Annotated in this window: 10 protein-coding genes; 3 read left to right on the forward strand and 7 right to left on the reverse strand. The window is 61.0% G+C overall.

Annotated elements, in window-relative coordinates; genetic code table 11:
* Window positions 1-9: 9 nt before the first annotated feature.
* From FHR98_RS16265 to FHR98_RS16290, 6 genes are all read right to left on the reverse strand, one after another.
* Window positions 10-615, reverse strand: coding sequence for a YfbR-like 5'-deoxynucleotidase (locus FHR98_RS16265; RefSeq protein ID WP_322091275.1), 606 nt, complete (start codon window positions 613-615; stop codon window positions 10-12).
* A 2-nt stretch (window positions 616-617) separates the two neighbouring features.
* A complete protein-coding gene (cysQ, locus tag FHR98_RS16270) occupies window positions 618-1394 on the reverse strand; it encodes a 3'(2'),5'-bisphosphate nucleotidase CysQ (RefSeq protein WP_183417798.1) in 777 nt (258 codons plus the stop codon).
* Complete coding sequence (locus FHR98_RS16275; protein WP_183417799.1) at window positions 1391-3745, reverse strand: xanthine dehydrogenase family protein molybdopterin-binding subunit; 2355 nt, start codon at window positions 3743-3745, stop codon at window positions 1391-1393. Before FHR98_RS16275 ends, cysQ begins: the two co-directional genes overlap by 4 nt.
* 237 nt (window positions 3746-3982) lie before the next feature.
* Window positions 3983-5578 carry a right-handed parallel beta-helix repeat-containing protein gene (locus FHR98_RS16280; RefSeq protein WP_183417800.1) on the reverse strand — a complete coding sequence of 532 codons (1596 nt, stop codon included), beginning with the start codon at window positions 5576-5578 and terminating at the stop codon, window positions 3983-3985.
* Between the two features lie 311 nt (window positions 5579-5889).
* Window positions 5890-7023 carry a carboxylate-amine ligase gene (locus FHR98_RS16285; protein WP_183417801.1) on the reverse strand — a complete coding sequence of 378 codons (1134 nt, stop codon included), beginning with the start codon at window positions 7021-7023 and terminating at the stop codon, window positions 5890-5892.
* Window positions 6992-7873: an N-formylglutamate amidohydrolase gene (locus tag FHR98_RS16290; protein WP_183417802.1), complete on the reverse strand. Its 882-nt coding sequence runs from the start codon at window positions 7871-7873 to the stop codon at window positions 6992-6994. The genes FHR98_RS16285 and FHR98_RS16290 overlap by 32 nt, the downstream gene beginning before the upstream one ends.
* 104 nt (window positions 7874-7977) lie before the next feature.
* Between FHR98_RS16290 and FHR98_RS16295 the strand changes: the two genes are divergently transcribed.
* From FHR98_RS16295 to FHR98_RS16305, 3 genes are all read left to right on the forward strand, one after another.
* Window positions 7978-8982, forward strand: a complete 1005-nt coding sequence (locus FHR98_RS16295) for a 4-hydroxyproline epimerase (protein ID WP_183417803.1) — start codon at window positions 7978-7980, stop codon at window positions 8980-8982.
* A 72-nt stretch (window positions 8983-9054) separates the two neighbouring features.
* Window positions 9055-9357 (forward strand): DUF1244 domain-containing protein, encoded by a 303-nt coding sequence (locus tag FHR98_RS16300; RefSeq protein WP_183417804.1) that lies wholly within the window; start codon window positions 9055-9057, stop codon window positions 9355-9357.
* A 189-nt stretch (window positions 9358-9546) separates the two neighbouring features.
* On the forward strand, window positions 9547-9792 hold the full coding sequence (locus tag FHR98_RS16305; RefSeq protein ID WP_183417805.1) for a DUF2312 domain-containing protein: 246 nt from the start codon (window positions 9547-9549) through the stop codon (window positions 9790-9792).
* Window positions 9793-10592: 800 nt separating this feature from the next.
* On the opposite strand, the gene FHR98_RS16310 is transcribed toward FHR98_RS16305, so the two are convergent.
* Window positions 10593-12023, reverse strand: a 1431-nt coding sequence (locus FHR98_RS16310; RefSeq protein WP_183417806.1) for a hypothetical protein, incomplete at its 5' end; no start/stop codon positions are given.

Genomic DNA, 12023 nt, shown 5'->3' on the forward strand with positions numbered 1-12023 from the left:
TCGCGCGCCTCAGGATGGTGTAAGCGCTCTGAAGCGCTTGAGGAACCGGGCCCGCGCCTGATCCGGTTTCAAAGGAGCAAGACGAAGGTCCTGCACGTGGCTTCCCGGCTGCCCAAAAAACTTCCGTGCCTCCTTATCGCCGAACCCGGCAAGCTGTGTGGCTTCCAGGTAGGCCGCGACGTGATCGGCGCGCTTGATCACCCGCTGAGCCTCCTTGCTCAATTGCGGCGGCAGCCCGAAGCGAATATGAATCGCCTCCATCAGGCGGTTCTCGAAGGCCTTGTAGTCGAAACCGACCGCCGCCTTGAAGGGCGAGATCAAGTCGCCGACGACATACTCCGATGCATCGTGCAGTAGAGCCGCCAGCAACCACTTATTGGGTGCCTGAGGGCGCAGGCGTGAGACAACTTCCTCTACCAACAGACTGTGCTGTGCGACCGAAAAAGACCAATCTCCCACGGTCTGTCCGTTCCAGCGGGCGACACGAGAGAGACCCAGCGCTATGTCCTCGATCTCGACATCCAGCGGGGTTGGGTCAAGTAGGTCAAGACGGCGACCCGACAACATTCGCTGCCATGCCCGGGGAGCGGTTTTGCTTTCACGACGAACCGCCACGCTCAAAGCCCCCCATAGGCGACGAAGGCGGGATTCTCGAACCCCGCCTTGCCATAGACGAAAGCGGCGCCGTCGCTGCGCTCAACGCGTCCCCCGGCGGCCAGCAGGACCGCATGGCCCGCGGCGGTATCCCACTCCATCGTGCGCCCGAAGCGGGGATAGAGGTCGGCCTGTCCACTGGCGATCAGGCAGAACTTCAACGATGAACCCGCGGACACCCGCTCGGCGACCTTGAACCGCGACAGGAAGTGATCCAGTTCGCCGCCGCTGCCGTGGCGGCGGCTGGCAATAACGGTTATGGCGTCCATCTGCGCCGAGCGTACGCGTACGGATACGGCATCGGTCCCTTGATCTCGAAATGCTGCACTTCCCGGTCCGGCACCGGTCCAGGTTCTATCCAGTGCCGGCGCATGCACGACACCCAACACCGGCAAACCGCTTTCTATCAGGGCGATGTTGACGGTGAACTCGCCGTTTCGGCTGAGGAATTCCTTGGTGCCATCCAGCGGATCGACCAACCAGAAAAGGCCGCCCGAAAGATCCGGCAGGCGTTCAGGTGCGAAACTTTCCTCGGTAATGATCGGAATCTCTGGGGTCAGGTTGCCCAACGCCGAGAGGATCAATGCGTCGGCCGCCTCATCTGCCGCCGTGACCGGCGACGCATCGTCTTTCTGCCTTTCGGCGGTACGACTCTCGTCACGATAGATATCCAGGATCGCCCGCCCGGCATCCTCGGCGATCGCGGTTACTTTGGGCAACAAGGCCGCTATGTCGTTCACTCGGCGGCCTCCCCTTTTTGATCGCCTAGCCCGTTGGCTAGCCGCCAAAGTTTTTCCGGCGTTACAGGCATGTCCAGATGCCGCACGCCCAATGGCTTCAAGGCGTCGACCAACGCGTTGACAATCGCTGGCGGCGCGCCGATGGCCCCTGCCTCGCCCGCGCCCTTGATCCCGAAAGGATTGGTTGCGCAGGGAATATCCTGGATAAATTCCAAGTCGATCCGGGGCATGTCGTCGGCGCGCGGCATGCCGTAATCCATAAAGGAGCCGGTCAACAACTGCCCGCTCTCGGGATCGTAGGCCGTGACCTCCAGCAATGCCTGCCCCAAGCCTTGCGCCAAGCCGCCATGAACCTGTCCGGCGACCAGCAATGGATTGACGATAGTGCCAAAATCGTCGACGACCGTGTAACGATCGATGATCAAACGGCCGGTCTCTGGATCGATCTCCAGTTCGCAAACATGGCAGCCGTTGGGGTAGGTTAGCGGCGGGTTCTTAGCAATATGGGCTTCCAGAACCTCGCCGCGCAGTGCCTCCGGCAAGCTTTCGGACTGCGCATAGACCTTCCGCGCTATCTCGGCCAACCCCACGTGACGGTCGGTGCCGACGATGGCGAACTTGGCATCCGCAAGCTCGATATCCTCGGGCGCGGCTTCCAGAAGAAATCCGGCGATGCGACGCAAGCGCTCAATAACCTTTTCGCTAGCGCCTTCAATCGCCAAGCGCCCCATCAAAAGGGATCGGGATCCACCCGTGCCGGAGCCCTGGGACAGTTCATCGCTGTCGCCCTGGCGCAGCCGTACCATAGCCGGGTCTATGCCGATCTGTTCTGCCATGATCTGGGCATAGGCCGTCGCGTGCCCCTGGCCATTCGTCTGCGTTCCGACGAAAACCGTCATGCCGCCGTCTTCATCCAGGCGAACCCTGGCTTCCTCCTCGCCGATACCCGCGCAGGCCTCGATATAACAACCGATGCCGATACCGCGATACCGTCCTGCCTTGGCCGCAGCCTCCTTGCGAGAAACCGACCCCGACCAATCCGCTTTCTCCAAGGCGCGCTCCATGACCCGCGTGAAATCCCCGGAATCATAGGTAATTCCGGTTGCGGTATCGAAGGGCATGGCCGTCTTAGGAATGAAATTGCGGCGTCGAAATTCCTCCGGCGTCAGGCCTATTTCGGTAGCGGCATAGTCAGCCAAACGCTCCAGCAGATACGCCGCTTCGGGACGCCCGGCCCCCCGATAAGCGTCAACCGGAACCGTGTGGGTCAGAACGCACTTCACTTCACAATAAACAGCCTCCAGGCCATAAAGACCGGAGAGCATTTTCGCGCCGGCGGCCGTTGGAATATAGGGCCCGAAGTTGGATAGATACCCACCCAGGTTCGCCAGGGTCGATACATGCAGGGCCTTCATCCGCCCCTGAGCGTCGAGGCCCACGCGGACTTTGCTAAGGTGATCGCGCCCCTGGCTGTCGGACTGGAAGGATTCGCTTCGCGTGCCGTTCCATACCACCGGCAGGCCGAGATCGCGTGCCGCAAACAACACCAGCACCTGTTCGGCATAGAGAAAAATCTTCATGCCGAAGCCGCCGCCGACGTCCGGTGTCAAAACACGGAACCGGTCACGCGGAAGCTTGAAAATCTTGTCCGCCAACTGATCACGCAGCTTGAAAACGCCCTGGGTCGACGTGGTCAAGGTGAAACGGCCGCTGGCTGGGTCGTATTCCCCAATGGCGTTCCGGGGTTCAAGCGAATTGACGACGATCCTGCTGTTGACCAGCGAAAGCTCAACGACCCGTTCGGCGGACTCCAGCAAAGCCTCGGTCTTTGCCGCATCACCGATGTCCCAATCGAAGCACACATTTCCCGGCACCTCGTCGAAAACCTGCGGCGCGCCTGGGGCGATGGCTGCTTCCAGGTCCACCACGGCTTCCAGATCATCAAAGTCGACCATGATGGCTTCGGCGGCATCTTGTGCCTGCTCCAAGGTCTCGGCGACCACGAAAGCAACGGGATCGCCGACGTGGCGCACCTTACCGCGCGCCAGCACGGGATGGCCGGGCGTAATGGCTTGCTTGCCACCCTTTCCGGGGAAGAGCGTCAAACAGGGGATATCACCAATCCCGGCGGCATCGAGTTCAGCGTGGGTATAGACGGCGCGCACGCCGGGGAAGGCCCGTGCATCCTCGCAATCGATCGATGCCAGCACCGCATGCGCATGCGGACTGCGCAGCACGACCGCTTGAAGCGCCCCTTCCGGACGCTGATCGTCGGTATAGCTTCCCTCGCCGGTCAAGAGCCGTTGGTCTTCAAAGCGCCTCAGCGGCTGGCCCACCCCGAATTTTTTCATGCTCTCTCCTCTAAAAGCCAGTTGGCCACTTCCACGCGGGAAGCCATGCTTACAAGGCTGGAAACCCTGCGACCTTCGCTCGCCGCGATCTTAGGGAGAGAGTTGCCGGGCAACAAGGCATCATGGCCGCCATTTGCGATCACGACCGTGCGCCGGACGGGTGCGGCGACCAAAGCTTGTCGCCGTCTACTACGCCCTGGTCTTGTCGACGGTGCCCTGAGGGAGGAACTGCTTTTACTAGTCGAGCGAAGGCCGCGCCTGCCCTCGGCGCTCCAACGCTTCCGCGCGGTCCGAGGCCAAATCTTGGGCACTCACCCGCCCTGTGGAGGCCACGCCGAACGATGCCGGATCGCGCGGTTCCAGCAGGCAGACGGCGAAGGTTGATTCCTGACACTTCAAGGTGGAATCGCCGACAGGAAAGGCCCCGTCGCTGAAACCGATGAACGACCGCCCATCGGCAATCGCATTTCCGAGGAACGTGGTATTGCGCCCGATCAACTCAAGGCTCGCGTTGTGGCTAACCTGGGCATCGCCTTCCACCATGGCTTCATTCAGCACCACGGTAGCGGAATGATCCGCCTCGATCGCCATGCGGTCGAAAGGTCCCTCCGGCCAGGGAAAAGCATGGCCCGGTTCGTAGGCAAGATAGAAATCGATGTCGTCAGGGAGAATCGGCAGGGCATTGTGCCGTCCGCCTTGCGTGACCGACAGAGCCGCATGGTTGTTGTCGTAGATGCGGGCGAGGCTCGTGACGCTATCCCCGCCGACGTTACGAAGGCCGACGCCGTTCTTACCCTCTCCAAAGCCATTATTGTAGATGTCAATGATGTCGCCACGGTAGCGCCCCCCATGGTGCACTGCGACTCCATCGCCACCATTGTCGCCATAGATGCTCAGGAAATCATTGAAGATTGCAGCATCCGACACTCTGAGCCCGGCATCGCCGTTGTTTGCCGAATAGCAGCCAATACAATTGGCCAAAGTTGATCCGCTGACCCAAATCCCGCTTTCCGAGTTCTCTCTGATTGCCGGTGTAAACCCCACAAGCACCGTTGCGCCCGAGGCAAAGACACCGAACTCGTACCCCTCAACGAATATTGCATCTAGCAGCGCTGAGGAATCTATGAGGTTAACACCAACGCCTTCGCCCTCTGCCGACGGGCCGTTAAATGCCAGACCGTGCAGCGTGATGCCGGTCGAATTCCTTATGGTGACGCCCCTGCCTGTCAGAGTCGGCATGAAGCCATCTGGCAGGTAGGGATTCACAGCCGTTACGGTCAGGTGTGACTTGTCCCTGATTACAAACGAGGCCGCAGCACCGCTGCAGTCGCTCAAGATGTAGATGATCGTGTGCTGGCCGGGCGTATCGGCGTCTATCGCATCTTGCGGATCCTCGCCCGCCGCGCAGTCAACTTCGACTTCAACAACCGGCAGGTCCGGCGGCGGCGTGAAAGCGGAGATGACCTCCGGCGCTAAGTCGGCCAGCCCAATCGTGCCGTCGGCGATCTTGTCGCCGCCGATATCGCCCCTCAGTTTCCAATGGGGAATATCGCCCCGCAGCTTGGCCGCCGGGATGTCGCCCCGAAGTTTGGCTGCCGGGATGTCGCCCCGAAGTTTGGCCGCCGGGATGTCGCCGATCAACTTCCAAGGCGGAATAGAATTGTTCTCAAGATGGCTTCCACCATTTAAGGAGCCCGGAACCACTTCGGAGCCCTCGACGCAAGCTAGGCAATCGAGGTCTGAGGCCGTTTGTGCCCGGGAACCAAATGGCAGGAAACCTACAACCACGGCGAGGCATAAAAAAGCCGCCGAGAGTTTCGAGCTCCAGTTCATGCCGCACCCCTTTTCCTCCGCGCCACCGAGATCATTCCGAACGGAAGACACTCGTTAAATTGGCTTTCGTCTTTGTCATCCCGCACCGATCATCGCCTCATGGCTCACTCGGCCTACCATCTTTTACTTTTTTAGATCGCTGATGGATGGATGAACGTACTAGCGGGCGAGAGGTGGCTTTATGATCATGCAGGGACGAGGACTGTGTCATGCATCAATTTGTATCTAATTGTAGGACTGTGACGAGAGCCGCCGGAATACAGCGCTTTAACGATAGCCCCCTGCGCTTGAATTCGCGGTCTCGCGGGCCATTACAGGCCCGCCACGGTCTCTTCCATGAGGAAATCCACCACTGACTTCAGTGCGTCTTCCTTGCTCGCTCCTTGATCCAGCGCGCGGTGGTAAAGTGCGAGCTGCCGGTGTGCCGATGTCTTTCGCTGGATGATCTCGCGGGCCCGCTCCACCTCCTCCAGACAATCGAGTGCCAGGGCGTCCTCGCGCACCAGATCGAGTATCTCTTCCAACAGATCGGGATAGGGCACGATCACGCCCTTGCCGAAATCGATCAGCCCCTCGTCCACGCCATAGCGTTGGGCGCGCCAGCGGTTCTCCTGCACCAGCATCAATCCATAGCGTCGCCAACGTTGATTGCTGCGTTTGAGCCGGTAGAGCATCCGCAGCAAGCACAGATAGAGCGCTGCCACCGTGATGCCGTCCTCCAGGCGCGTACAGACATCGGGGATGCGCAATTCAAGCGTGGGGAAACGCTGGCTCGGCCGCACATCCCACCAAAGCTTGCTGGCATCCTCGATCACACCGGCGGCGATCAGCACATCGATATGCCGCTTGAACTCTCCATAGCTATCGAAGCTCTCCGGCAAACCGGTACGCGGGAGCTCGTCGAACACGGCGATACGATAGGACTTGAGGCCGCTTTCCTGTCCCCGCCAGAAGGGCGAGGAAGTCGAAAGCGCCAGAAGGTGCGGCAGAAAATAGGTGATCTGGCCCATCAGGTCACAGCGCAACTCGTCATCATCCAAGCCGACATGAACATGCATGCCGCAGATCACCAGACGGCGCGCCACACCCTGCATATCACGGGCCAGTATGTTATAACGTTCTTTATCTGTATGTTGCTGCACGTCCCACGCGGCGAAAGGGTGGGTCGAGGCGGCGATCGGGGCCAATCCGTGCCGCCCGGCGGTTTCGGCCACCACGCGGCGCAACTGCGCGACTTCCTTGGCGGCTTGCTTGATATTGTCGCACTTGCGTGTGCCGATTTCGATCTGCGCCTGCAAAAATTCAGGCGTCACCTGCCCTTCAGGCAAGGCAGCCACGCATTCATCGATCAGGGTTTTGGGAACGCTCTGGCACAGATCGCGCGTGCTCTTGTCGACAAGGAGATACTCCTCCTCAATCCCTACCGTGAAGCTGGGTTCCGTCACGCTGCCGCTCCTCGTTCCAGTTCCGGTCCAGGTCCGCCTTTGCAAGGATGGACGAAAGTGTCTCTGCCAGCAAGCTGGCCCAGTATTCCTGACCGGCGGGCGTATCGATCAGATCCTGGCGAATTTCAAAGAGGATGTTGGCAAGCCCGCGCGGTTCGGCATGGCGATGCACGGTGCAGCCGTGGCCGTCCTGCCCAGAATAAGGGACGTTGTCACCAACGATCAGACCGCGACCGCGTAAGTCTTCGAAGGCCAGATTCGGCAAGCGCGGATCGTCGTTCCATAGAATGCAGGCCTCCCAGGGGCGACGCTCGCTTCGGATCATGGGCGTCATGGAATGCAGCGATACGAAGGCTGGGCGAGGCCCCGTCTCCAGCATCCGGTCGAGCTGGCTGGCGATTGCCGCATGATAGGGGTCGTAGAAGGTCGCCTTGCGCAGCGCCAGTTCGGCGGCGGTGAGCGATTGGTTAGCCGCGATGATTGTGCCGTCGCTGACCGCCGCGGCCAGGGTCGGATCGTCGGGTGGGCGATTGGGATCGGCGATCAGCCGAGAGAAGTGGCTGAGGATTGCAGGGACATCGAGGAGAGCCGAGAGCCGCTCCGCGACCCCGGCAATGCCGATGTCGTAGGCGATATGGCGGCTAATCTCGTCGGGCGGCAAGCCAAGTCCGTCCAGCGCGCGCGGCACGAAGTTCGTTGCATGGTCGCAAACCAGCAAGGCCCTCCGTCCACGGCCTTCCGGGTTGAGCAAGCGGAAGGGCGCGGGTTCATCCGGTGCCAAAAGCGGCGACGGCCCTGCGTGCTCTTGGCTCTTGAAGCGCGGCATTTCCTGGGTCAAATTCTCGGACATGGGGATGCGACTATAACCTCCCCGGCAACAAGCATTCAACGTTCGGCTCCGGCTTTGGTCAGCATTGGCCGCACCGCAGCTGGGCGCTCATCGAAGGACAGATCATGAAGGGCCATCACACCTTCTTCTGCATAGACGGACATACCTGCGGCAACCCGGTCAGGCTCGTGGCGGGCGGCGGGCCGCTTTTGCAGGGCGCCAGCATGAGCGAGCGACGCCAGGACTTCCTCAAGCACTTCGACTGGATTCGCACCGGCTTGATGTTCGAGCCGCGCGGACACGACATGATGTCCGGCTCCATCCTCTATCCGGCGACGCGCGAGGATTGCGACATCGGCGTCCTCTATATCGAGACCAGCGGTTGCCTGCCGATGTGCGGGCACGGCACCATCGGCACCGTCACCTTCGCCATCGAGCGTGGTTTGGCGACCCCGCGCGAACCCGGGCTGCTACGCCTGGAAACGCCGGCGGGCCGGGTGGATGCCTACTACACGCAAAACGGCGCGCATGTGGATTCGGTCCGCATCGTCAATATCGGCTCCTATCTGGCGGCCGAAGGCGTCACGGTCGACTGCCCGGAGCTAGGGCGCCTGACGGTCGATATCTCTTACGGCGGCAATTTTTACGCCATCGTCGAGCCGCAGGAGAATTACCAGGACATGGCCCAGCTTTCGCCGGGCGATATCCAGCGCCTCTCCCCGCAGTTGCGGCGCATTCTAAACGAGACACTGGAAGTGGTTCACCCGGAGAACGAAACCATCCGGGGCGTCAGCCACATCCTCTGGACCGGCGCGCCCACGGTCGCGGGCGCCGACGCGCGCAATGCGGTTTTCTATGGCGACAAGGCCATCGACCGCAGCCCCTGTGGCACCGGAACCTCGGCCCGCATGGCCCAGCTTGCCGCCAAGGGCCGTTTGAAGGTCGGCGACAGTTTCGTTCACGAATCGATCATCGGCTCGCTATTCAAGGGCCGGGTCGAGAGCGAAACGACGGTCGGTAACAAGCCGGGCATCATTCCTTCGATCGAGGGTTGGGCGCGCATCACCGGCTTCAACACGATCTTCATCGACGAGCGCGACCCCTTTGCCGAGGGCTTCCTCGTGGTTTAATGGGATGACAGGCCTCGCAAGGGTACCTACATAGAAACCATGAGCCGAGACTTGATCATTCAGGAGGCAAACATGAGCGACGATAAAACGATCCAGGCGGAAGCCGCGGCGTTTCGCAGGTTGGTCGAACACCTTCGCAAGCGCACCGACGTGCAGAACATCGACCTGATGAACCAAGCCGGTTTCTGCCGCAACTGCCTGTCGAAATGGTATCACGCCGCGCTCACGGATCTCGGCGCGGAACAGGAGTACGAGGAAAGCCGTTCGGAGATTTACGGCATGCCCTACAACGAATGGAAGAAGCGCTACCACACCGAGCCGACCGCCGAGCAACAGGCGGAGTTCCTGCGTAGCCAATCCCAAGCCAATCACTAACCCGTAATCCGGTCATTCGGGGGTATCCGAGGGGGTATCCGAGGGTGCATCCGGGGGCGCTTGCCAGTGGCTTTGCCGCGGGCTAGTCTCCCCGCCCGCAGCAAAGCTTCCGGCCTCGTTCTGAACAGCGGAGGCCGGACGGCGATCAGTACTGATTTGTCAGACCAACAGATTTGAAGGAGTGCCAGCATGGCGGATGTCGCCGGCGTGACGGGTGAGCAGCTAAAATCCTACATCGAGCGCATCGAGCGCCTTGAAGAAGAGAAGAAAGCGCTGGCTGAAGACGTCAAGGAAGTCTATGCCGAAGCCAAAGGCAACGGTTTCGATACCAAGGTCATGCGCAAGCTGATCAGCCTCCGGAAGATGAACGCCAGCGACCGCGCTGAGCAGGAAGAACTCCTCGATCTCTACAAAACCGCCATCGGCATGGCGTAACGCCGGACGACCTCCGCGCCTCTTGTCGGTTCCCTGTCGGGGCTTCGCCCCTCCGCGCCTCTTGTCGGTTCCCTGTCGGGGCTCACGCCCCTCCGCGCCTCTTGTTGGTTCCCTGTCGGGGCTCACGCCCCTCCGCGCCTTTTGTTGGCCGCCCTCACCCTTCGAGAGGAGGCTCCGCCTCTCCTCAGGGTGAGGGTTATGGCGACGGGTTGAAGACCCCTCATCCTGAGGAGGTAACGCAGTCACCGTCTCGAAGGATGAGGGCGAGGCGTTTCACCTCTATACAACCTCTTGCTGTTTACGCGTCCGCGCACTATCTTACTAGTGGTTGCCAGGACGTCAGGAAAATCGCTAGGTCCTGGGGGTTATCCTGCCTTAGCAGCAGTGAAACCGTATGTGGGAGGTAGGCGACCCACCCTGGCAACCACCTGTTCGATCTCTTGATTTAGATTACATACACCCTTAAATTGATATTGTGATCGTCGTGACGTCAGGGAATACGCTTGATCCTGGGCGCCGTTGGCTTTGGCCCGTGGCGGTATGTGGGAGATGGGCGACCCACCGCGATGATCACACCCATAGCCCTCTGAAGACATACAACCTCTTGCTGTTTAAGCGCCATCGCACTATCTTACCAGTGGTTGCCAGGACGTCAGGGAATACGCTTTGTCCTGGGGGTTGTCCTGCCTTAGCAGCAGCGAAACCGTATGTGGGAGATGGGCGACCCACCCTGGCAACCACCTCTTTTCATAGGGCCCGTTTCTAACAAGCCGCCGGTCCAGGAAACTGGATTTATCCGGTCAATCCAAGCCACCTTGAATGATGTCAAAGAGGCCCTCATCCGTAAGGCTGTCCGATGGTACCCTGCCCGCACTGATGACCGTGGGCTGTACGGTTCTTCCGTTCCTCGTCTTAGTTGAGAATTCGATATCCACGACGAATTTCGCGGACTTGCTGTCTTCGCCCGGTATCTCAACGACATAAAGCAAGCGATTGTTGCCGTTCCGCGCTTTATCTGCCTTGTCGAACAGCACGGCCTTTGGGTTGGCCAGGGCGTCGGGCATCTTCCGGATCATCTCTTGGGGCAGGGCCCTTCCACCGGCAGTCTTGGAGTCACGAAGCATGCGTAAGATTCGCTGATCTGAAGCAACGATGGCGTCGGTCGTAATCTCGATGCCCTTTTCTTCCAGGAAGCCCTTGACTTCCGGGCTCAGCCGGCCCGCCGGGACGACGCGGGCCTTGCTGCTGGCGCGGCCGGTCTCGATCATCTCCCCCGCCCAGTCGGAAAATTCCTTTGCATGACGCTCGGGGTTTCGCGTCGCCTGTCGGGCGGCAATGCCAAGGAAGGAAGAGGCCAGGCCCTTGACGCCCAACCCGGCGATCTTTGCGGCCTTGCCTGCGACCGGCACGGTCCCCAGGCCATCCAACAGTGTCATGGCGCCGTTGAAGGCGGCTCCCAGCATGTCGCCTTCTTCCAGCGACTTGGCGGTCGCCTCGAAGGACTCCACCGCATCCTCGGCGCTGCGTAGTTCGCCGATGCCAGGCAGCAGATCGAGGATCAGACCGCCCAGGGCGTCAGCCCCCTCCAGACGGCGGAATTCTGGCTCCGGCGGGGCGACGCCTTGCGCCTCCAGGTCCTGCAGCAAGGCATCGAGGCCTTCGTCGTGCTGCTTTTCCAGGGCCACCAGGGCCTGGGTGTCGGGGATCGGCTGATTGAGAAGGCGCTGGCGTTCCTCCTGAAAGGACTGACTGCTCGCCTCGGCCTTCACGGCCTCCAGATCCGCCTGGGCCGGGGCCTCGTTGCGCACCGCATCGAAGTCTGCCGGCGGATCGGCTTTTACTGGATCATCCTGCGGTTTGGCTGCTGCTTGGCTGGGGCTACCGGCGCCGCTGCTGCCAGCGTCGCCCCCCTTCGAGACGAGGCTTCGCCTCTCCTCAGGGTGAGGGTTATGGCGACGGGTTGAAGACCCCTCATCCGGAGGAGGTGACGCAGTCACCGTCTCGAAGGATGGCGAGGGCACGCTCTCCTCGCGGATGGCCTTCTCGCCCGCCAGGGCGGCCATCATGGCCTTGGCCTCCTCGGCGCGGGTGGCGATCAGCTTGGCGGTCAAGGGGTCATCGGCGTTGGCGCTCTGTTCGGCCAGCGTGGTCTCGGCCGCCGAGATCAGGCCTTCGGCCTCCAGCAGGTCATCCTCGTCGGTATCGGGCAGCCGGGCATTCAGGAACGCCAG

Origin of the sequence: Limibacillus halophilus (assembly GCF_014191775.1) — a bacterium.
Classification (GTDB): Bacteria; Pseudomonadota; Alphaproteobacteria; order Kiloniellales; family CECT-8803; genus Limibacillus; species Limibacillus halophilus.

Coding starts and splice junctions, on each gene's coding strand:
- FHR98_RS16275 (WP_183417799.1), bottom strand. CDS start 3,745: ATGAAAAAATTCGGGGTGGGCCAGCCGCTGAGGCGCTTTGAAGACCAA.
- FHR98_RS16280 (WP_183417800.1), bottom strand. CDS start 5,578: ATGAACTGGAGCTCGAAACTCTCGGCGGCTTTTTTATGCCTCGCCGTG.
- FHR98_RS16290 (WP_183417802.1), bottom strand. CDS start 7,873: ATGTCCGAGAATTTGACCCAGGAAATGCCGCGCTTCAAGAGCCAAGAG.
- FHR98_RS16295 (WP_183417803.1), top strand. CDS start 7,978: ATGAAGGGCCATCACACCTTCTTCTGCATAGACGGACATACCTGCGGC.
- FHR98_RS16300 (WP_183417804.1), top strand. CDS start 9,055: ATGAGCGACGATAAAACGATCCAGGCGGAAGCCGCGGCGTTTCGCAGG.
- FHR98_RS16305 (WP_183417805.1), top strand. CDS start 9,547: ATGGCGGATGTCGCCGGCGTGACGGGTGAGCAGCTAAAATCCTACATC.